The organism is Chryseobacterium cheonjiense, from assembly GCF_012927265.1.
In the GTDB taxonomy this organism is placed as follows: domain Bacteria; phylum Bacteroidota; class Bacteroidia; order Flavobacteriales; family Weeksellaceae; genus Chryseobacterium; species Chryseobacterium cheonjiense.
Window position 1 is genome coordinate 1,284,809 of record NZ_JABBGF010000001.1, and the last position, 21,838, is coordinate 1,306,646.

The following is a 21,838-nucleotide window of genomic DNA, read 5'->3' on the forward strand; positions in this document are numbered from 1 at the left end:
TTTTGGCAGCTATTCCGCCTTCCACTCCCAATCTTTTGTTCGTCGTTCCTTCTCACAAAAGGATTTCCGTTCAAGTCGGGCTGCAATATCTCTCATATCAAATAGAACATTATTCATTTTGATTGTTATTTTCGGATATTTATAAATAGGAATGAGCTTCAGCCCATTTTAACAATGGTTAATTCTGTGGCTTAACCAAAATCTAAAAGTTTTGGCTAAAGCCAATAAATTATTATTCTTTCAGAACGGGCTAAAGCCCGTCCCTATTGATTTTAGATTTATTTCAAAACAGTAGCACTCATCATTCCAATCACCACATCATTACTCACTGCCGTTAATTTTACTGACTTTAATTCTTTATCCGGATTAATCGGCAAGTCCAGAATCGTTGCCGCACCACCATCAATCTGGCGGTCTGTAAATCCTTTGATGCTCGAATAGTTGCTCAATGTTCCGCCTTTGTACAATTCTCCCGTTTTCAGTTTTACCCGGTACGGGATTTTATCATCCGGAATCTCAAAAGCAAAATTGTCATCAAACAGATCCTGCTCAATCGGCCACCAGTTCGTCGGATTTTTCAACTCCAATGCTGAAGTCGAACCATCGGTATATTGAACGGTGATTTTACCATTCACAATCTGCGACTGCATCGGATTGGTAGAGCCGGCCATTAAAAAATAGATCTTTCTTCCTTTTCCGCTCAACGGAATTTCAATCGAATCTGGGTAATTATCCCACTGACTGGCAAACGCAATATTATTATCCGTTTTATCAATCAAAAAAGGAATTCCAAGGAAATCGACTTTGTTGTTTTTTCTCTTATTCATTAATCCGCTATCATCGATTTGAGCCGTAATTAGCGGATAACACCAGTTTCCGATTCCCTGCCACGGAAGCTGAAGCGTAGGGATTTTCAGTCGGGGAGAAAGGTATTTCTGATTGAAAATCTCCGTCACATTTTCATTGTATTTTGATGCCAATGAAATGTTGTTGAATTCACCGCGATTTTCAATTTCCCAGTCTGTGATTTCAATATTTTGCTTAATTCCATTGTATTCAAACTCTATCAAATTGGTTCCTTTGCTCAAATATTTCAAAGGAATTTCAATGGTTTTATTTTGATTTTTTAGAAGGCTGAAAGTTTGAGTTATACCATTAACACTAAGTTTTCCAGTAATTGGAATGGATAATTTGGATTGAATCTGAAGTTTTTGACTGATCCATTTTGTTTCCACAGGAAAACGGATATCTACATTCACGGGCTGCCACCATGTTATTCCATTTTGCTCTATCTGTACGAAAAAAGTTCCTTTTCTTTCTTGATGAATGAGACTGAATGTTGAGCTGACCACCCCGTCTTCTCCCGTTGGTCGAATCCACCCTTCCGGAGAAGGGGAATTTTTAATGAGTTCTTGTGGGTCGTAGATTTGTTTTATTTTCTTTTTTGAATCAAAATTTAACTGAAGATTTTCAGAAATATAATGGATATAATCTGTTTGTTCGTTTTTTATTTCTTTTCCGGAATATTTAATTTCAATTTTAAAATCTTTTCCTTTTGGCGTTTCAAACTGAACAACTGGCTGTAAAATAGAATTCGGTTTAATTTTCCAATCAACATTTTTACCATTTACTTTCACCCATCTGATGTTGGACTTATTAACAGGAATATGCATTTTCAACGAAACCGGATTTTGGTATTTAGATTTAAATAAATACTTAGTCTTTTTTGAAGTTCTTTTAAACTGATAATCCCAATCCGGAAGTTTGAGTTCTGCAGAGTTCCAATTCTTTGGAAATCCCGGTTTAATGCTGATTTTATTTTCCAACAAATTCGGATAAACGCCAAAAAGTCCTTCTGTCAATGTTCTTGAAGCCACGCCAATCGGATCGGCAAAATCACGGTACAATTCACCACGAAAAGCATCATAATGAGAAAGCTGCTCAAAATTGCCCGGACTGATTCCGTAATACATACTTTCTACCAAATTTCCCTTCCAAAGCTGATACGCTTCATCATTTCTTCCGGCCTGCCAATAAGCCAAAGCAGTTTGTAAATTTTCCGCTAATGCAACATTGTTGATCGACCAGTCATACGGCTGCCAATTGGTTGTTGAAAGTGTGTAATAATTTTTATTTTTTTCCCCTTTTACCGTCACCGGAATCTTCGGGGTATAATTATTAATGTATTGTAAGTTCTGATAATCTTCAAATTCATTCAGAATAAACGCATCGGAAACATGATAAATTGACCAGATTCCCGGCTTGTCATGAACGATCTGATTGCCCAATGCATCTTTGTATTCAGCAAAATAACCTTTGTCTTTTATCCAAAGCTGGTTCTTCATAGCCTTTAGAATCGCATCTGCTTCCTGTTCGTAAGGCTGCGGGTTTTCACCGATCAATTTCGCCAGTTTGGCCATTTCACGGTTGGCCCTGTAATTATATGCCGAAGTGTGAGTGACTTTTCCACCCGAATATTGCAGTGCATCGCTTGCCCAAATTGCAGCGTAGGCATCATACAGATCGCCCCGTTTAAAATTCCGTTTTTCCCAGTCCATATGACGAACCATCGCTGGCCACATTTTTTTCAGGAATTCTTTGTCTCCGGTATAATTGAAATGCGAAAAAAGCTGGTCAAAAAAGACCAGATTCATGTCGTAATGATGTGGTTTGGTATTGTCATTCGGATTTCTGGAAATATATCCGCTCGAAAAAACGGAAGTCCCCATTTTTTCCTCGTGACGGGCAAGATGGCGCACCGTATCCATTACGACAGGGGCAAAATCTGGTTTTAAAACCTGAGAATTGGCGTAGCTCTCAAAATGTTCTTTTGCTCTGTCGTGCCAGCTTAAAGCATCGGCTGTATAAGCACCACGCCACGCATTCAGCCTCATTCTCCAGGCAACGGCACCGTGAAGAAAGGTCGGACTTTCCCAGATTCCGTCAGCAGCAACAGCTAGATTGGCTCCGAAATTATTTAAATCTGAATCCGGAGTTTTTAACTGAATTCGATTCGTTAATGTTAAGCGGGATTGTTCCGCTTCATTAAAGATGTTCTTCAACTCTTCATCCGAAAAATTTTTAACTAATTTCCCTTTGGCAATTTGGACATAAACCGGATTTTTTTTCGAAGAATACGAAGCGTAAACAATCGGAGATTTATCTGTTTTATTTTGAGTAAACTCGGCCAGTTTTTCTAAAGTTGTCGCATCGGTTTGCTGTAAGGAATTTACATTTGAAAAACTTCCGCTGACAATTTGAGTTTCTTTTTTCTTATTTAAATAATTGAGCTGAAACTGATTTTTATTAACCTGAAACTGATTGTTCAGGCAATATTCCGGCAACAGGTAAAATCCGGATTCCGGATCTGCACCAATATCACCGTTTCTGCTAAACGTAGTGCCGCTTGCCCCGCCGTAAATCGCATAGATTTTTGTGGAAGAATCTACATTGAGGGTTTCCATCTTCACAACTAAACCTTCTTCTTTAGCTTGCGCCAAAACAGTCAGTTTTATGCTTCCGTTTCCAAGAATCGGATCTTTAATTTCGTACAGCATTGAACCAGGTCGATAACGGGTTTCAATTTTATCCGCCTGAATTAGTTTTTTGATTGAATTACCTTTTTGAATAACGAATTGAAGATTTCCGCCCATTCCGGGAAGGTATAATGCAAATTCCGGCAAATCTCCTGCTTCAACTCTCGATGCACGATTGTCTCCGTACAAAGCACGGTTGAAACGGTATTTCCCGTTAACCAGTAAAAAATCACCGTTGTTTTCTTTGTAATGCAGCTCACGCTCGATGTTCTGCCAATGTTTCGATTGGGCAATAGAGTGTGAGAATGATGATAAAGCAATCAGTCCGGCGACAATGGTCTTTCTGCGCATGTTATGGTTTTAACTCGGTTAAAGGCTTTCCGTTTACAGTTACATTTTTTAAGGTCACATTTTTCATATAATCTACTTTGTACGGAATCTGAACACCGACCATTTTAGCATTAATCATGGTGAAATCCGTCACGGGTGAAGATTCATAAGCATCGGAGAAAACTGCATATTTTCCGCCTTTATCTACGGTTAAATTTTCAACCCAGATATTTCTGATGGTCGGAATATGATTTCCGGGCTTTTCATAATGCATATTGAAACGAACGGCTGCTTCTTGGTAAGCGCCCACTTTTGTATTGTAGAAAAATACGTTTTCGATGATCCCTCCACGGCTTGAGCTGGTTTTGATCCTCAGCGCACGGTCAAGATTTTTACTGTCCATTACGTTTCCGATAGCGTAAATATTTTTTGCACCGCCGGCAATTTCGCTTCCGATAACGACTCCGCCGTGACCGTCTTTCATTTCACAGTTTTCAATGATGTGGTTTTCGGCAGGTTTTCCGATGTCTCTTCCGTCCTCGTCTCTTCCTGATTTTATAGCAATACAGTCGTCTCCTGTATCGAAATACGAATCCTTAATCCAGACGTTTTTACAGGCTTCAGGATCGAAACCGTCGTTATTCGGCCCGTGACTGATGACTTTTATTCTTTCAATGAGAACATTTTCACATAGAACAGGATTCAGATTCCACATTGGTGAGTTTTTAACCAGAACATCCGCCATGTAAAAGTTTTTAGATTTATAAGGCTGAACAAAATTAGGTCTTAAGTAATAACCGTCCCCGAAAACTCTTTCTCTGGCAGGTTTTCTCTGCGCCATATATTCGTGGAGCTTCGCGCGGGCAGGATTTTGTCTTCCCGGGCGGGACTCATTGTAACCATATTTTGTTGCACCACACCAAAACCACCAGTTATCGTTATCTGCATTTCCGTCTAATGTTCCTTTTCCGGTAACGGCGATATTTTCTTCTTCGTAAGCGTAAATTAACGATGAATAATTCATGCATTCCATTCCTTCCCAACGCGTGAAAACGATAGGGTAGTCGTTGCTGTCACGGCTGAATAGAATCGTAGAACCCTCGCTTAAATGAAGATTGACTTTCGATTTCAGATAAATGGCTCCGGTCAGGAAAACACCTTTCGGAACAATTACTCTTCCGCCGCCTTCTGCATTACACTTTTCAATGGCTTTTTTGAAAGCTTCCGTATTTTTTGTTTTTCCGTCTCCTACAGCGCCGAAATCAGTAATCAGGTAGTCTGCATTTCGGAACATTGGCTTCTTTATGTATTTTTTTAAAGCTTTAATCTCTTTTAAAGGCTGTTTTGCAGAAGTCCAGGGTTTGTACTGTGCAGAAATACTAACTGAAAAGACTAAAAAAAACAGAAGTGAAATATATTTTTTCATAAAAATCAGGGTGAAATTTTAGAATGGTTTCTATGTATTGCAATCTAAAATAATTATAAGAATTGATTATCCTGCACTGTCGGTTACAAAAATTATTGCGCAATGAAAAGGGTTTTAAGCCAGTCGGAACAGAGTTTTTTCCAATTATCGGTGAGCTCAGATTTATTGGTAATTCCGATTTTATGTTCACCTTCAGGAAATATAAACAGTGCGCCTTTTACTTTATTTTTCGTCATTGCCTGATAATAGAGAATACTGTTCATTACAGGAACGGTTTTGTCATTTTGTGCATGAATTAATAGTGTTGGCGGTGTTTTATCTGTAACCCGGTTCTGCATAGAATATTCGGAGACTTTTTCCTGAGATGCATTTTCCCCTAATAAACTGGTGCGGCTTCCGAGGTGCGCAAATTCTCCCAAATCAATAACCGGCGAAACTAAAATCGCAAAATTTGGAATGGTGGAAATGGATGTCCAATCATCCTTTAGTTCGGTGTAATCTGTTGTGATATTGCTGACTGATGCTGCAAGATGTCCGCCGGCTGAAGTTCCGATCACACCGATCTGCTCCGGTGAAATTCCGTATTGTTCTGCATTTTTTCTTATGTATTTTATCGCCGCCTGAATATCCTGCAACGGAGCAATTTCCCGCTGTTTTACATCAGGAGAAATCGGTAATCTGTAATTAAGGACAAAAGCAGAAATTCCTAAGGTATTAAACCACTTGGCAATCTGGTAACCGCCCAGATCATAAGTCAGTTTGTAATAACCGCCTCCGGGAATAACAATGACGGCCATTGGCTTTCTTACTTCTTTTGGAGGTAAAAAAGCAAACAGTTCCGGTTCTTTGATTTGTACAATTCTCCCGTCCTTTTCTTCGGTTTTCAGCTGTAAACCTTTTGAATTCGGCATTTTGCCTTTAGGCCACAAAATGATTTTCTCCTGTGCAAAAATTAAATTTACCAGTAGAAGACATAAAATAAGTCCGAATTTTTTCATTGTCGTTAAATTTTTAAATGATTCAGCTTTATTTTTTTTCAAATTCTATGCTGGCCAGAATAAAAGGGCCGGTTGCTTTGGCATCATTAGAACGGATTTTTTCATTAACATAATATTCGTAGGAACCGTCTCTGTAAGGCTTTCCTCCTAAACCGGCAACCGCACAGCATTTATTGAGATTTACAACGCCATTTTCGTCTATGGTAATTAAATTTTTAATGATTCCATCATATCCTTTTTTAGCATATCCTTTATACGATTGAGGAAGATAGCCTTTGTTCACAGATTTGACCATCATGTACACAAACATTGCAGATGCCGAAGCTTCGGTGTAATTTCCTTTTTCACCTGCTTTATCGAGAACCTGGTACCATAATCCGTTTTCTTTATCCTGAACTTTGATAATAGCGTCAGCGAATGATTTAATGTAAGAAATTAACCGGTCTCTTCCGGGGTGGTTTTGTGGTAAATAATCAAGAACGTCAACCATGGCCATTCCGTACCAGCCCATGCCTCTACCCCAGAAATTGGAAGACAATCCTGTTTCTTTATTGGCCCATGCTTCCTGTCTGCTTTCGTCCCAGCCATGATACAGCAGCCCTGTTTTTTTGTCTAAAAGATTTTTCTGCACCGAATCGAACTGGAAAACAATGTCATCGTAAGCTTTTGCGGCATCAGTTTCTTTTGAGAAATCTTTTGTATAATGCGTATAAAAAGGCATCCCCATATAAAGGCCATCCAGCCACACCTGGTACGGATATATTTTTTTGTGCCAGAAAGAACCTTCTTTGGTTCTTGGCTGCCCTTCAATTTGTAGTCTTAAGGTCCGGAGTGCTTTCAGGTATTTTTCTTTTTTTTCTTTTTCATAAAGATAAAGCAATACGTTACCACTGTTCAGAAGATCAATATTGTATTTTTCCAGTTCGTAAGTAAGTATTGTTCCGTCTTCCGTAACGAGCTTATCGCCGAAGCTGCTGATATAATCGTAATATTCTTTCTTGCCTGTTTTTGCGTAGAGCTGTTCGGCACCGTCCAATACGATGGCTGAAGGGTAGGTCCATTTCGGGCTTTTGCTGAAATCAAGCATCCATGATTCGGGAAAGCGGTACATCTCGGAAAGCAGCATTCTTTCTGACCAGTTCAGATGGGTTGGAACAATTTTACCCGATTGGACTGCAATCTTTTCAGTTTTTTTCTGAATTGTTGATTGTGCCGAAGCTAAGAGTATCCCCGTATGTAAAGCTGTAAAAGTCAGAATTTTTATTTTATGATTGAATAAACTCATTATTATTACATTTTAAATAACTGCAATCTAAAATAACCGGAGTTAAAAATTGTCCTGCACTGTCGGGATTATTTTAAAAATTTTAAGGTATACTATATTTTTAAAATATGGTTTATATTATAATTTATTTTATAAAATACCATTAATAACTATTTATTATTTTCAATTTTTTTATTTAAATAGAAAATAATTCTTAATCTGACGAAAAGTTTTTAAATTAGTAATAAAATAAAACTAAACAACCATCCAAAATAATGAAAATCTTTTTAGTTGATGATGATCCTTTCTTCGCGGAAATGCTCAAATATTATCTGCAGCTGAATCCTGATTATGACGTTCATATCTGCAATACCGGAAAAGAGTGTCTGTCTGCGCTTTACCAGGCTCCGGATATCATCTGTATTGATTTCGGACTGCCTGATTTGCAGGGTGATGAGTTATTTACCCAGATCAAAAGTTTATATCCGGATCTTCCCATTATCGTCATCAGTGGTCAGGAAAATATTGAGGTAGCCGTAAATTTCTTAAAGCTTGGTGCAAAAGATTATATTGTAAAGAACGAGCATACGAAAGAATTGCTGTGGAATTCTATTATCCGGGTTAAAGAAACCATTTCTTTGAAACAGGAAGTTGAAGATCTGAAAGATGAGCTTGGAACCAAATATGCTTTTGAAAAAACAATTATCGGACAGAGCGAATCCATAAAAAAAATATTTTCGAAAATAAATAAGGCTTTACAATCAAACATCAATGTTTCGATAACCGGCGAAACGGGTACCGGAAAAGAAGTGGTGGCTAAAGCGATTCATTACAATTCTGCAAGAAAAAATAAACCTTTTATAGCGGTTAATATGGCTGCTATCCCGAAAGAACTTGTGGAGAGTGAATTTTTCGGTCATGAAAAAGGTGCGTTTACCGGAGCCTCGGAAAGAGCGTCAGGGAAATTTGAACAGGCTAATGGCGGAACCATCTTCCTGGATGAGATTGCAGAGCTTGATCTCAATATTCAGAGTAAGCTGCTTCGGGCCCTTCAGGAAAGAGAAATTACCAGAGTAGGAGGGAGCCAGAAAATTAAGCTTGATGTGCGGGTAATTACTGCAACCCATAAAGATCTTGCTAATGAAGTAAAAGCCGGGACCTTCAGGGAAGATTTGTATTATCGGATTATCGGCCTTCCCATTGAAATTCCGCCGCTTCGCGATAGGGAACAGGATACTTTGATTCTGGCAAGGCATTTTATAGAATTGTTTGCCAAAGAAAATAAAAGCAAACCTTTAGTATTATCCAACGAGGCCAAAAAAAAGCTTCTTTCGTATGGCTTTCCCGGAAATGTGCGGGAGCTGAAATCGGTTATTGATCTGGCATGTGTGATGTCGGATCAGGCAGAGATTATGGCAGAAGATATTACTTTTTATAATCTCGAAAAAAAATCGGAGAACTTTCTTCACGGTCAGAAAACGCTTAAAGAATATACAACCGATATTATCATCCACTTTCTGAAAAAAAATAATAATGATGTAATTAAAACAGCTAAAATGCTGGATATCGGGAAATCAACGATCTATAATTTACTTCAGCATATTGAAAAGAAAAACACATAATATTCTTATGAAAGCTGCAAAATTACTTTATAAAAACGGAGAGTGGAAGTTTGAAAGAAATGATAAAAAACTTGATTACCAAAATACCGGGCTGGTTCTGGCTTACGGAGCCAGAGCGATACTTGAAGATGAAAATTTTTTCAATGTATTGAAAGAAAAATTCCCGAAAGCGGAAATTGCTTTGTCATCATCTTCAGGAGAAATCTTCAGCAATGAGGTGTATGATGATGCTGTAGCCGTTACGGCCATCAGCTTTTACAAGGCGTTACTGAAAACCTCCCAAATTGACATTACTGATTTTCCGGACAGTTATGAAGCAGGGAAAATGCTCATCAGCCGACTTCCAAAAGAGGATCTCAGATGGGTATTCATCCTGTCGGACGGAAGTCGGGTCAACGGAAGCCAGCTTGTTGAGGGACTGAATTCGGGAAGGCCTGCAGATGTTTTGATAACCGGTGGTCTTGCCGGTGATGATGACCATTTTGAAAAAACGGTAGTCGGACTGAATGCTGTGGCAGAACCCAATAAGATTGTAGCCATTGGATTCTACGGTAAGAACCTGGTGCTGTCTCATTCTTCATACGGAGGGTGGGAGAGCTTCGGACTCGAAAAAACAGTTACAAAGTCTCATCAAAACGTGCTTTACGAAATTGACGGAAGAAATGCACTGGAATTGTATAAAAAATATCTGGGAAAATACGCTGAAGAATTACCGGGTTCGGCACTTCTTTTTCCATTGTCCCTTACCTCGGAAAACAATCCTTATCCTGTGGTGAGAACTATTTTATCCGTTAATGAAAATGATGAGACAATGGTATTTGCAGGAGACATCCCGGAAGGCAGCAAAGTAAGATTCATGAAAGCCAATATAGACAGGCTGGTTGATGCCGCCCACGATGCTGCAGTTCAGTGTCTTGAAATGTGCAAGGAAAACGCTGCAATAGCAATCATTATCAGTTGTGTGGGAAGAAAATTGGTTTTGGGCGACCGTATTGCAGAAGAGGTAGATGTGGTAAGGGATGTTCTGGGACCGGATACTGTAATCGCAGGATTTTATTCATACGGCGAAATATCACCCCTGCAGCCTTTTGATCATTGTGTTTTGCATAACCAGACCATCACTATTACGACCATCAACGAAATTACACAAAATGGAAATTAAATTTCACAAGCTTTTAAAAAGACAGATTGATAAATATCTGACCGAAGACTGTAAAAATCATCCGCAATTCAAAAACTTCATTCATGCAGTCAACGAATCTTACAAATCTTTTGAGAGAGATAAAGATCTCATGAATCATGTTTTTAAACAAAACGAAGAAGAATATAACGAGATTAATGAAAACCTTAAGAATGAAAATATTTTGAAGCAAAAGTCCATCTCTAATCTTTACGAGGTTATAAAAATTCTTGACCCTTCTCTTGAAAGTCACGGTTCTGAAGATCTTACCGAGCTGTCATCCTATATATCTGAGCAGTTGAAAAAGAGAATATTTTTGCAGGAGCAGCTTAACAGCCAGCTTGAATTTCAGAATCTTCTAATGGATATTTCTTCCGAGTACATCAATATCCCCATAGAAGAGGTGTCCCAAAGCGTCAATAAATCCCTTAAGGAAATGTCTGAATTTGTGAAAGCAGACCGGGCGTATATTTTCAGATATGATTTTACAAAAAAAACCTGTTCAAATGTCTATGAATACTGCAGTGAGGGCATTACCCCGCAGATAGAAAACCTTCAGGATATCCCTCTTGAAATGATGGGAGATTGGGTGGAAATCAACAAAAAGGGAGGAAGTATTTATTATCCTGATGTTCAGGAACTTCCCGAAAGTGACATCAAACAAATCTTACAGGAACAGGACATTAAGAGTCTTTTTGTAATTCCGGCAATGATGCAGAATGAATGCCTGGGTTTTGTAGGATTTGATTTTGTAAAGGAGTATCATAATTTATCGGATACTGAGAAAAATCTTCTCACTATATTCACCCAGGTTCTTGTAAACGTAAGGGAACGCCTTGTTCTTGAAAGAGACCTTTCGCGTACCGTAGAAATGCTTAAAAAGCTGCTTGCCAATTTACAATCAGGGGTCTTAATGGAGGATGAAAAGCGGCAGATTATTTTTACCAATAATCTTTTTTGCAGAATGTTTAATATACCTGTTTCTGCTGATATGATGGTTGGGATGGATTGCACAAACTCAGCAGAAGAATCCAAAGCCCTCTTTAAAGATCAGGATCATTTTGTACAGCGAATCAACAAAATACTTGAGGAAAAGAAGATCGTTACCAATGAACTGCTGGAAATGCAGGACGGAACGTTTCTGGAGAGAGATTACATCCCTATTTTTATTAATGATCAATATCAGGGGCATCTTTGGAAGTACAACGATATTTCCGAAAGAAAAAGAACGGAAGACCACCTTAAGAGACAGGAGGAAAAATACCGTAACATCATCGCCAATATGAATCTGGGACTGCTTGAAGTTGATAACAATCAGATGATCCGGTACGCCAATCAGAGTTTTTGTGAGGTATCGGGCTTTGAACCTGATGAGCTGATTGGTAAAAATCCGGCTCAGCTGTTTCTGTATGGAGAAAGCAACATGCAGTTTCTTCGTGAGCAGATCGAGCTGAGGAAGAAAGGTGTTTCAAGTGTTTATCAGCTTCCTGTAAAAAACAAACGTGGAGAAATAAGATGGTGGGCAATAAGCGGAGCTCCGAATTACGACGATCAGGGAAACCTTTTAGGATCAATAGGCATTCATCTTGACATTACAGATCAGAAAAAACTGGAGGAAGAACTGAAACTGCAACGTGCCAAAGCACTTGAAGCTTCCAAAGCTAAGGAGGTCTTTCTGGCAAATATGAGCCATGAAATAAGGACTCCTTTAAATGCAATCATAGGTTTTTTACGTGAGCTGAAAAGAGCAGGGGTAAGCGGTTCACAACAGGAATTTTTAGATTACAGCTACAATGCTTCACAACATTTATTATCGATTATCAATAATATTCTTGATATTTCGAAGATCGAATCGGGAGAAATGTTGCTGGAAAATAAAAATTTCTCATTAAAAGAAAGTATTGAAAATGTTATTACCATACTCAGGCCAAAAGCGCAGGAAAAAGGACTGATGCTTACGACATCTTTTTCCGACAAGCTTTTTCCGACCTTTAAAGGAGATCCTTCTAAAATAGAGCAGATATTGTATAATATTTTGGGCAATTCACTAAAATTTACCAGCAGGGGGAAAATCGCTGTGGATTGTAAGGTTATAGAGGATCTTCCTCACCAGCAGACATTCTCGATCAGTATTACAGATACGGGCATTGGTATGAGTGAAGAATACGTCCGAAGTATATTTAAAAAGTTTAACCAGGAAGACAGCTCCATTTCCAGGAAATATGGTGGTACAGGCTTAGGAATGTCGATCACCAGGGAACTCATCCATCTTATGAAAGGTGAAATTGATGTAAAGAGCGAAAAAAATGTCGGAACGAGCATCACTATACAGCTGGTTCTCAATAAAGGGAATCAGGAACCCCGCAAAGAGGTTTCAGCAGAAAATCAGCATGTTGTTCTTGATGGTATTCGGGTATTGCTTGTAGAAGATAATGAGCTGAACCAACTGGTGGCAGAAAATTCGCTGAAACATTACAACTGTATGGTAACTAAAGCCGACAACGGCAGAATCGCCGTAGAACTTCTGGAAAAAGAACAGTTTGATATTGTTTTAATGGATATTCAGATGCCCGAAATGGACGGAATTGAGGCGACCAAAATACTACGGGAGGAAATGGGTATTAAAACTCCGATCATCGCCCTCACTGCCAATGCTTTTAAAAGCGAGATAGATAAATGTATCAGCATCGGAATGGATGATTATATTACCAAACCTTTTGCAGAGGAGAGTCTCATAAAGATTATCGATAAGCATTTAAAGAATCAAAAAAGTGGTTCAGAGGCAGTACATGCAATAGCTTCTTATGATCTTACAGAAATTAAAAAGCTGGGCCAGGGTGATGAAGCGTTTATCAGGAAGATTATTACATTATTTATTACGCAGACCCAGGAGATGATTCCTCTTATAGAGCTTGCTTTTAACGAAAAAAACTTTGCAGAAATTGCAAGGTTGGTCCATAAGATCAGACCAAGTGTGGAAGCAGTAGGCATTACTTCAATAACATCAGACCTCAAAGAGCTGGAAATTTCAGCTAAAGAGCAGAGTATGGATATTGCCATGCTGTTTTCTTTATTTGAAAAAATAAAAAATGTACTATTGACCGTCATAGAACAGATGAAAGAAGATCAATTATAGATTGTCCAGATTCAGGATCAGATTCCATATTTTGGAAATATATTTATGTGTAAATATTTGTATTTCAGTTATTTAATAAAAGGTATAATTGTGGTGACAGTATTTAGTAAATTATATAAATGGACAATACTCACAATTTGAAGCTTTTTATTGTAGATGATGACCAATTTTGCTCCAGCATGTATGAGCGATATTTAAAAAATAATTATTATAATGATATAACGATTTTCAGCAACGGAACCGAATGCCTTAATGCGCTTCACCATAAACCTGATATCATCTTTCTGGATTACAATATGGAAGACCTCAACGGTTTTGAAGTTCTAAAGAAAATTAAACGATATGATCCTAATATTTATGTGATTATGGTTTCTTCCCAGCAAAATATTGATACCGCTGTAGATACACTCAAATACGGTACTTTCGATTATATTACGAAAGGAAACGATGTCTGCGAAAAAATGAAAGAAGCTATAGAAAAGATCATCAGCATCAGAGAGGAAATGGCCCAGAATAAATTTAAAATATTCAGGAAATTTTTTTTATTTCTATTTTAATATAAGATTGAATAATACATATTTATCTATACTCTCTTCACTATTACTGTGAAAAACTTATCACGAATTTATAAGAATTACCTTTAAAATCTAACCTAAGGTAACCATTTACCATTGCCGAATTACCCCATTAAATCGATGTAAAAAAAGGAAATAATTTTCTAATTATTTTCAATTTGTCGTACCCAATAATATGATATTTTCCCTAGGTAGTAATCCAGTACAAAAGCTATATAATTTCTTATAATTTTCAGTTTAAAAATTAGACTTTATTCCAAAATATGGAAAAACGGTATTTTTAAATATGAATTAATATACTGATAATCAGTGTTTTATTTATTTGGCAATGTATTTATATTATATACATCAAAGTAAATAATATGAAAACTTTATTTAATAGTACAGGATATAAGTTGTATAGTACACAGCAGCCTGGAAGTTTAAAAATATCTTTTTCTTATATACAGAATGCAGACGGCTCCCTGAAATGGTTTTGGAACTCAAAATCAAAAAAACCATTGTTTTTAAAATTTTATAGTGCCTGTACAGTTAATGCAAAATTATATTCAATTGCAGTAAGGCTTATATTTGAGCTTGGTTTGCAGAGACTGCTCTTTAAGAAAGAGACATTATACTGCGCTGTTGAAGGAAAGCCTGTTTTTAATATCAAAGGTGACTGGGCAATGTCTACCGGAACAGCCGGTGCCGATAAAGCTCTTTTGTACGCTGCGGAAAGATTTTATAAAATTGCATGTACAGAAACAGCGAAAGATCTTCTTATTAATGAGCTTGCCAACATACGTTTTGCTTCCAGCAGTAACTTTTATTCGGTTCCGAGGTCCTTATTTCACAACGGTAATATTTTGCAGACCCGTGATATTTCTAAAAACGGGCACCGCCAAAATACATTCGGAAGAATCCATGCGAAAGCAGTTAAAGGGATCGGACAGAGGTATCAGCGTCGATGTTTAGTAGCGAATTGGGGATACTTCCAGATGCTGAAGAAAAATTTGAATATATTCAATGATGAAAATATTCCGCCGGGCTTAATCCGGAAACTGAACAAAGTAATAGAAAAAGTAGATGAAACACAATATATTAATCTTTCTTTTTCTCACGGCGATTTTACTTCATGGAATTGCTATGTGCAGGGTAATTTGCTTTCTATTTATGACTGGGAGCTTGCATCCTGTGATAAGCCGAAGGGATTTGATTTCTTCCATTTCATTATCCGGAACGGAATTTTAGTTGATAGAAAACCCTGGAAAGCTATTTTAAAGGATCTGAAACAGAAAAACAGACTAACCCTCCAATTTAGTGACGCAGAGCTGATTCACTACCTGAAATTTTACCTTATAATCAATATATCAGAATATTTCACAATACAAAAACAAAAAGTATTGGATGTGGAGACTCATCTGCTCCTGCAGACCTGGACGGAAGCATTGAACGAGTTTGCAAAAGAAATATATACAAAAAAAGAACTGCTTATCATGGATATGTTTGATAGCATGCATCTGACTCCTTATGCCGTTTTAAAATTTCCCGATCAGGAACCCGAAAAGCTAAGTCCTGAGTCTGAAATTGATATTCTCGTATCTCCGAAGAACGCTGACAACATAATCCGTTTTCTTAAAAGCAATAGTATGACCGATCATTTGATGATTTCAAAAAAATCATTTATGTACAGTATAAGAATTATTATGAACAATAAGCAGATCCTCAATCTTAATCTTATTCAAAAAATTGGAGAGAAAAGCTTTGAATTTATGAAAGCACGAAAAATGATCAAGCGGTCAGTAGCCGATACATTTGGAATAAAAACTACCTGTGATTCAGATACTGCAAAATACCTGCATTATTTTTATTCGCTTAACGAAAGGGAAGTACCGGAGTGCTGCAAAGATTTTATTAAAGAAAATATACCTGAATACAAACAGATAAAAATAACGGAGCAGATTAAAGAATTGAAAATGCAGCCCGAACAAAGAATATCTTTTTTAAAAAACACATTTATATATATCAAAGGCATTTTCTCCGGGAAAGAATTTGTCATGTCTGTTAACGGTGTTAAGGGTACTGCAGGATCCGCAGTAATTTCAGAAACAGCAAATCTTAATGTTTTACAGGATCACGTAGTACCTGCCAACCGTACAGCCAACACCCAGAATATATCAGTATTTCCATTTGTTACCTGGGAGGCGGGCGAAAATAATCAAAATAAAAAACTGCCGGATCGGGAGCAACTCTGGAAAATAGATTCGTCGCTGCAAAATCCAATTTGAAAAAGTATCATCGCAGGTGTTCCTGCTAAATTAATAATAAAGAACAATTATGAAAACGAATCAAACTATATTGGCGAGCTGCTATGCTATAAATCCTTATGAAGGATCACAAGATGAGATGGGTTGGAATTTTGTATGTCAGATTGCAAGATTCAGGAAAGTGATCGCCGTTACAAGAGAAAATAACAGGACTTCTATTGAAAAATATATAGCGGAACATCCTGACAGTATTTACAGAAATATTTCTTTTCTCTATTTCGATCTTCCTCATTGGATGAGGTTCTGGAAAAAAGGTCGTAGAGGAGCCTTGCTGTACTACTATCTCTGGCAGAAAGGTATTGTTTCATTTATTAAAAAACAAAAACTGGAATTTGATATTACCCACAATGTAAATTTTCATGATGACCGTACTCCAAGCTTTCTGTGGAAGTTCCATAAGCCAATGGTTTGGGGACCTGTGGAACCTCATTCGCTGATCCCGGAACAATATTTAAATATGTATTCAAAAACATATTTTTTACAAGACCGGTTTATGTGGATGATGAAAAACCTTTTCCGAAAGTTTTCATGTTCATTAAAAAAGACTGTCAAGCATTCCGAAAATACCTGGTACCTGAATACAGTCGTTCCCGAAAAGCTCGAGTTCACTGAAGATCTTTATCCATCCGCAAATGCCGAAGATTTTAAGCAACACCTGGAGGTTAATCCCAAATCTGGCTTTACGGCAATAAGTGTGGGAAGATTTGTTCCTTTAAAAGCTTTTGATTTAACGATACGGTCATTCATCGGATTTATCAATTATCTGCCGGAAAAAGATAAGGCCCAATGCAGACTTATACTTGTAGGAACAGTAAAGCAAAAAGCACTCTACGAAAACCTTATCCGCCAAAACGGGATGAATGATTTTATAGAAATTATAGACTGGATCGAGCGTAAAGAACTCATAAAACTGTATGAAAGTGCTTCTGTATTCCTTTTTCCTTCCCATGAAGGAGCAGGAATGGTAGTTCCCGAAGCACTGAGTTTCGGATTACCCGTGATAAGCCTTCAAAATGACGGCTCCGGAAAATTTATAAATAACAGTTGTGGGGTTTTGGTTCCTCAGCAGAATTATAAAAAGACAATAGAAGAACTGAGCCTCACTTTGGTAAGACTGTTTCTGGATCAGCCTCTCAGAAAAAAATTAAGTCTGGGAGCCAGGAAACAATACGTTGAAAAGTTCTCCCTGAATAAAAAGTAGAACATCTTAATGAAATTAGAACCGTATATGACATGAGCAGAATTATAGCCATCCATTTACTAAACGACTATAGCGGAAGTCCGAAGGTATTAATGCAGCTTTTAAAAACCTGGACAAGAAAAAATATAGAAGCTCACTTATTTACTTCCGGCGGGACCAGAGGCTTTTTATCAGATTTGCCTGAAGTAACCCGTCATCCTATTTGGTACCGGTTTTCTCAGAACCCGCTGATAAAAGGATGTAATTTTTTTATCAGTTAGCTTTATCTTACGATCAGGCTTCTGTTTTTCTTGAGAAGGGAAGATACTATCTACATTAATACCGTGCTTCCTTTTGGGGCAGCTGTCGCTGGCAAACTGAGGGGCTGTAAAATAATTTATCATATTCATGAAACTTCTCTAAAACCTGAAATTTTTAAAAAATTTTTATTCGGAATCGCAAGGTTAACAGCTTCAAAGGGAGTTTTTGTTTCAAATTATCTTATGGAAAAGGAACCGATTGTTAAAAATCAGGTACTTCTGTATAACTTTTTAGAACGCGAATTTGCCGAAAAGGCAGATCAGTCATACATGCATACAATGCAGGGGAAAACAGATCCTATTATTTTGATGATCTGTTCTCTGAAATCCTATAAGGGGGTCAACGAATTCGTAAAGCTGGCAGAAATAAACAGCACATATATTTTCAAACTTGTATTAAATGCTTCCCAGAAAGAAATTGATGCCTATTTTAAAAATAAAACGGTACCGGGTCATCTTAAAATGTATCCCGCACAGGAGGATATGCATTCTTTTTACCGTGAGGCAAGCATTATTGTCAACCTGTCACGTCCGGAACAATGGGTTGAAGCTTTTGGGTTGACGATTCTGGAAGGAATGCGATATAGGCTTCCGGCAATAGTTCCTCCTGTTGGAGGAATAACAGAATTGGTCAATGAAAATAAGAACGGTTTCCTTATCAATTCTGCAGATGTATATGAGCTGTCGGGAAAAATTCATTACCTGATGTGCAATGAGGAAATATACCGGTCTTTCAGTGAGTCGGCATATCATAAGAGTCTGCTGTTTTCAGAATCTTATTTTGAAGAAACCTGTATACGGATGATTTCCAATTAATGATTTTTTTTCCGGAATTTGGAATCTTGGATTTTAGTTTATTTATATAAAATACTGTAAGTCAGTTAATTGAATATTTAATTTAATTTGGAATATAATTAGTACTTCTCTTGTAAGAAATAACAGTATGAAACTGAAGCAAAGATTGAATAAGTTGATTATCTGGAATATAATTTAAAAAAAATGTAATCTTTATTATTTGTCCTGAAGAAATCAATACAATAAACAGGCATTAAACCTGAGTATATATTGAATCCTTATAGTACGGAAAAGCTATAATAAGTTACAGCCTAAAATACACAATGATGAATTTAATTTTCCCGAGGATCCCCATCTGTACAACAGATACACGAAATACAGTGCAATGTGGTGCAGATCCTCGGTTTTATATTAAATTTTATAAGTTAAAATAGTAGTTTTTCATGTTATAAGTTTTTGATAATGCTCCGAAGTTTCTTCGGAGCATTTATTTTAAAAATTAACCCTTATATCGGCAGGTTTTTTCATTCTTATGGTAACCTTTACGGGATTATCGGTGATTTCATACTCTGCGTCTTCATAAATTTCGTCATCTTTTCTTTCCTGTACCCTTATTTCCCCGAATCCGATTTCGTCTTTTGAGATCTCAATCACAAAATCATTTGTTTTTTCATCTTCTTTAAAATGTTCTTTTTTAAAATCAATAAACTGCATAATATATTGTATTTGGTTTGTTTTTAGATTGAGCAAATTGTGTGCAAATGGCGATGAATAAAATTATTCGGAATATACACAGTGATTTTTTTCTAATTAATTCCCTGTCTCAGATTTAATGCAGGTACGAAAAACCAATAAAATAATGTTTTTCTGCATGGTGCTGCAATCCATAATTAAGTCCCGCATCAACTTTGAAATTTTTTGCTACCTCCATCTGGACTGCAGCATTAATATAGTTGGCAAACTGATGTGCTTTAAAGTCATATGTATAATACGTTTCTGCAATGCCGTCAATATTTTTTGTTAGCGGATGGCTAATGGTAAGGGTTTGTAGAAGTTCGGTATGCATTTCCGGCAGGTCCTGATCCTTCAAACGATCTACTTCTACCTGAAATCCTAAATTCCACTCTCCTGCAAATTTATAAAGCATAGGCACGATTAAACCGTACTCAAACCGGCTTTCATCATCATACTGCGATGATGGAATTTTAGCATAGGGCAGTACCGCCATTACAAAATTACCTTTATCATTTCCTGTGATATTCTGTTTTATGCGGAAGGTGATGTCTCCAAAACCATGTGTCTTCGAGATATTGCCGGAACTTTTTTCAGTTTCTTTCTGTAATCCATAACTTTGAAAACCTATTTGTATGGCCGTAGAACCTGTAATTCCTATCTTTACATTAGCCTGATTGATCAGTATGGTCTGCGTTTTATTTAATTCAGACTCTTCTCTTTTAAGCCTTACTGCATCTGTCTCATATTGAATGTGACCTGCATCTACTGTATAAGGTGATTCGGTGACATCCGGACGGTCGGTATTCATTTCCCGCATAAGCGCTTTCGGAACAGGGTTAAATAATGAGTATTTTTTTTCATTCTCCTGTTGTGCACCGCAGGCGAAAGAAAATAAGAATGCAGATAAAACCAATATCCGGAAGCTGTGATTGTAAGTCATCGTTTTTTAAAGACTATTGCAAATTGCATACTAATTATTACCATTACCCTGAGATGTGGTATAAATGATTGCAGAGGCAAATTAAACCATCGGAAGAATATATTGTTAAGTGTACTTAAAATACCTATTTTTGCATATGGTTAAAATGTACGTTTATTCATGAATACTCTGTCTGAAAACTACCATATCGGAATGGTCTCTTCATTTCCTGAGCTTGTGAACACAGAATTTCAGGGGAATTTGAATGCTCTCTGCTGGAAGAGAAAATTAAACGGAGATTTTCACGAGATTGTATCTAAACTTACGCTTAAAGACAATATCACAGAAGTTTCTGTAAATGATCTTTTGGCCCTTAATCTGTCTGAAAAAGGACATGTAGCGCGGGAAATGATCATCCTCGATATGAAAATGCTGTCAGAGTTCGGGGCAGCACCTTGCCTTAATTTATTAAAAAACTATGAACGCGACGAAGAATTCGACTTTATTTCTACCGATGTTTATTCATATCATGCAGATCGTTCCCCTATAGAAACCTCAACTTTTTTGTGCACCTATTACGGTGCAGCCAGTGAGCTTGTATCTAATGACCAGTGTGTTCAGAAAATTCTCATTCCTGAAATTCGTGAAAAGCTTAAAAAACTATATGATGGCCCTGATACAGAATTTGAATCTTTCCTGAGAGACAACTATTTTGATCTTCATTATACCGCAGATGCAGAAGCAATACCTGTTAATTTAGGAAAAGGCAATCTCTGGAGATTGGCAGTAGAGCATCCGGGACAGAAAGTTTTGCCCTGTATTCATCGGGCTCCGCACGAAAAAGAATGGGAGTACAGACTTCTGTTGATTTGTTAAGAAGCGAAAGCATTTATTAAATTTAATCTGATTTCGGTTGCTCGTAACTACGCATCATAGGCTAAAAAAGTTTATTTACTACTTTACTGGTTTGCTCCATCGCTATTCCGAAAATAATATGAGAACCGAATTCCCAAACCCACCAGGACTTCGGCATTTCAGAAACTTTTCCCTGTAGTTTCAGGGATGGAACCGTAGAGCCATGGGTTAATGCCCACACTGCTGCTGCTGCTGCAATACCTTCACCAGCCTTAAAGAAGTTGCTTTTATTTACTAATGTCACATAACTTACACTGATCAAAGTACCCAAAGTATAATGGATTATTTTCATGGATTGCAATGTTTTAGCATACGAAAGCTCTTTATGGGTAATTTTATTATACACTTCCTTGGCTAAAACTGCCGGAGGCATATTTTCCGGCTGATGCGTTACGTCTGCTCCACGAAGTTTGAGATCATCATCATTAGGAGCAAATTGTTTTTCTCCGATCTTTTGCAAAGGCGGTTCTGCAAGAGTTTTTATGAATGACGCCACTAGTCCGACGGCAATTCCTTTTATAAAAGTTTTTGTTATGGTATTCATCGGCATAATTTTAAATCGTTTTCCTGTGGATAGAAATTCGGGCGGCCGTTTCACGGC

At 37.3% G+C, this 21,838-nt stretch carries 16 protein-coding genes; 9 read left to right on the forward strand and 7 right to left on the reverse strand.

Annotated features, from left to right (window positions below):
* Positions 1-278 precede the first annotated feature (278 nt).
* The 4 genes from HHL20_RS05895 to HHL20_RS05910 all read right to left on the reverse strand — a co-directional run bounded on the left by HHL20_RS05895 (position 279) and on the right by HHL20_RS05910 (position 7,575).
* A complete protein-coding gene (locus HHL20_RS05895; RefSeq protein WP_169230233.1) occupies positions 279-3,887 on the reverse strand; it encodes a DUF4450 domain-containing protein in 3,609 nt (1,202 codons plus the stop codon).
* Position 3,888: 1 nt separating this feature from the next.
* Positions 3,889-5,292, reverse strand: a complete 1,404-nt coding sequence (locus HHL20_RS05900) for a glycoside hydrolase family 28 protein (RefSeq protein WP_169230234.1) — start codon at positions 5,290-5,292, stop codon at positions 3,889-3,891.
* 92 nt (positions 5,293-5,384) lie between these two features.
* Positions 5,385-6,290, reverse strand: coding sequence for an alpha/beta hydrolase (locus HHL20_RS05905; RefSeq protein WP_169230235.1), 906 nt, complete (start codon positions 6,288-6,290; stop codon positions 5,385-5,387).
* Positions 6,291-6,318: 28 nt separating this feature from the next.
* On the reverse strand, positions 6,319-7,575 hold the full coding sequence (locus tag HHL20_RS05910; protein WP_169230236.1) for a glycoside hydrolase family 88/105 protein: 1,257 nt from the start codon (positions 7,573-7,575) through the stop codon (positions 6,319-6,321).
* Between the two features lie 254 nt (positions 7,576-7,829).
* Here HHL20_RS05910 and HHL20_RS05915 point away from each other — a divergent pair, with 254 nt between their 5' ends.
* The 8 genes from HHL20_RS05915 to HHL20_RS05950 all read left to right on the forward strand — a co-directional run bounded on the left by HHL20_RS05915 (position 7,830) and on the right by HHL20_RS05950 (position 18,689).
* Positions 7,830-9,176, forward strand: coding sequence for a sigma-54-dependent transcriptional regulator (locus tag HHL20_RS05915; RefSeq protein ID WP_169230237.1), 1,347 nt, complete (start codon positions 7,830-7,832; stop codon positions 9,174-9,176).
* Positions 9,177-9,183: 7 nt separating this feature from the next.
* Positions 9,184-10,338 carry an FIST signal transduction protein gene (locus HHL20_RS05920; RefSeq protein ID WP_169230238.1) on the forward strand — a complete coding sequence of 385 codons (1,155 nt, stop codon included), beginning with the start codon at positions 9,184-9,186 and terminating at the stop codon, positions 10,336-10,338.
* Positions 10,328-13,492 (forward strand): response regulator, encoded by a 3,165-nt coding sequence (locus HHL20_RS05925; protein WP_169230239.1) that lies wholly within the window; start codon positions 10,328-10,330, stop codon positions 13,490-13,492. The genes HHL20_RS05920 and HHL20_RS05925 overlap by 11 nt, the downstream gene beginning before the upstream one ends.
* 119 nt (positions 13,493-13,611) lie before the next feature.
* A complete protein-coding gene (locus HHL20_RS05930) occupies positions 13,612-14,049 on the forward strand; it encodes a response regulator (protein ID WP_169230240.1) in 438 nt (145 codons plus the stop codon).
* A 380-nt stretch (positions 14,050-14,429) separates the two neighbouring features.
* Positions 14,430-16,334, forward strand: coding sequence for a hypothetical protein (locus tag HHL20_RS05935; protein WP_169230241.1), 1,905 nt, complete (start codon positions 14,430-14,432; stop codon positions 16,332-16,334).
* 49 nt (positions 16,335-16,383) lie between these two features.
* Complete coding sequence (locus HHL20_RS05940; RefSeq protein WP_169230242.1) at positions 16,384-17,574, forward strand: glycosyltransferase; 1,191 nt, start codon at positions 16,384-16,386, stop codon at positions 17,572-17,574.
* A gap of 32 nt (positions 17,575-17,606) precedes the next feature.
* Positions 17,607-17,834, forward strand: coding sequence for a hypothetical protein (locus HHL20_RS05945; RefSeq protein WP_169230243.1), 228 nt, complete (start codon positions 17,607-17,609; stop codon positions 17,832-17,834).
* 222 nt (positions 17,835-18,056) lie between these two features.
* Positions 18,057-18,689: a glycosyltransferase gene (locus HHL20_RS05950; RefSeq protein ID WP_169230244.1), complete on the forward strand. Its 633-nt coding sequence runs from the start codon at positions 18,057-18,059 to the stop codon at positions 18,687-18,689.
* Between the two features lie 471 nt (positions 18,690-19,160).
* Here the strand turns inward: HHL20_RS05950 and HHL20_RS05955 are convergent, their stop codons facing one another.
* Both HHL20_RS05955 and HHL20_RS05960 read right to left on the reverse strand, forming a co-directional pair.
* Positions 19,161-19,382, reverse strand: coding sequence for a hypothetical protein (locus HHL20_RS05955; protein WP_169230245.1), 222 nt, complete (start codon positions 19,380-19,382; stop codon positions 19,161-19,163).
* Positions 19,383-19,497: 115 nt separating this feature from the next.
* A complete protein-coding gene (locus HHL20_RS05960; protein ID WP_169230246.1) occupies positions 19,498-20,343 on the reverse strand; it encodes a transporter in 846 nt (281 codons plus the stop codon).
* A gap of 159 nt (positions 20,344-20,502) precedes the next feature.
* Between HHL20_RS05960 and HHL20_RS05965 the strand changes: the two genes are divergently transcribed.
* On the forward strand, positions 20,503-21,198 hold the full coding sequence (locus tag HHL20_RS05965; protein WP_169230247.1) for a DUF1826 domain-containing protein: 696 nt from the start codon (positions 20,503-20,505) through the stop codon (positions 21,196-21,198).
* Positions 21,199-21,259: 61 nt separating this feature from the next.
* Here the strand turns inward: HHL20_RS05965 and HHL20_RS05970 are convergent, their stop codons facing one another.
* Entirely contained in the window at positions 21,260-21,781 is a 522-nt protein-coding gene (locus tag HHL20_RS05970) for a DUF1440 domain-containing protein (RefSeq protein WP_169230248.1), read from the reverse strand.
* Between the last annotated feature and the right edge of the window lie 57 nt (positions 21,782-21,838).

Bases quoted from the DNA above. Each gene is read 5' to 3' on its own strand.
- HHL20_RS05895 (WP_169230233.1), bottom strand. From the start codon at position 3,887: ATGCGCAGAAAGACCATTGTCGCCGGACTGATTGCTTTATCATCATTC.
- HHL20_RS05900 (WP_169230234.1), bottom strand. From the start codon at position 5,292: ATGAAAAAATATATTTCACTTCTGTTTTTTTTAGTCTTTTCAGTTAGT.
- HHL20_RS05905 (WP_169230235.1), bottom strand. From the start codon at position 6,290: ATGAAAAAATTCGGACTTATTTTATGTCTTCTACTGGTAAATTTAATT.
- HHL20_RS05910 (WP_169230236.1), bottom strand. From the start codon at position 7,575: ATGAGTTTATTCAATCATAAAATAAAAATTCTGACTTTTACAGCTTTA.
- HHL20_RS05915 (WP_169230237.1), top strand. From the start codon at position 7,830: ATGAAAATCTTTTTAGTTGATGATGATCCTTTCTTCGCGGAAATGCTC.
- HHL20_RS05920 (WP_169230238.1), top strand. From the start codon at position 9,184: ATGAAAGCTGCAAAATTACTTTATAAAAACGGAGAGTGGAAGTTTGAA.
- HHL20_RS05925 (WP_169230239.1), top strand. From the start codon at position 10,328: ATGGAAATTAAATTTCACAAGCTTTTAAAAAGACAGATTGATAAATAT.
- HHL20_RS05930 (WP_169230240.1), top strand. From the start codon at position 13,612: ATGGACAATACTCACAATTTGAAGCTTTTTATTGTAGATGATGACCAA.
- HHL20_RS05935 (WP_169230241.1), top strand. From the start codon at position 14,430: ATGAAAACTTTATTTAATAGTACAGGATATAAGTTGTATAGTACACAG.
- HHL20_RS05940 (WP_169230242.1), top strand. From the start codon at position 16,384: ATGAAAACGAATCAAACTATATTGGCGAGCTGCTATGCTATAAATCCT.
- HHL20_RS05945 (WP_169230243.1), top strand. From the start codon at position 17,607: ATGAGCAGAATTATAGCCATCCATTTACTAAACGACTATAGCGGAAGT.
- HHL20_RS05950 (WP_169230244.1), top strand. From the start codon at position 18,057: ATGGAAAAGGAACCGATTGTTAAAAATCAGGTACTTCTGTATAACTTT.
- HHL20_RS05955 (WP_169230245.1), bottom strand. From the start codon at position 19,382: ATGCAGTTTATTGATTTTAAAAAAGAACATTTTAAAGAAGATGAAAAA.
- HHL20_RS05960 (WP_169230246.1), bottom strand. From the start codon at position 20,343: ATGACTTACAATCACAGCTTCCGGATATTGGTTTTATCTGCATTCTTA.
- HHL20_RS05965 (WP_169230247.1), top strand. From the start codon at position 20,503: ATGAATACTCTGTCTGAAAACTACCATATCGGAATGGTCTCTTCATTT.
- HHL20_RS05970 (WP_169230248.1), bottom strand. From the start codon at position 21,781: ATGAATACCATAACAAAAACTTTTATAAAAGGAATTGCCGTCGGACTA.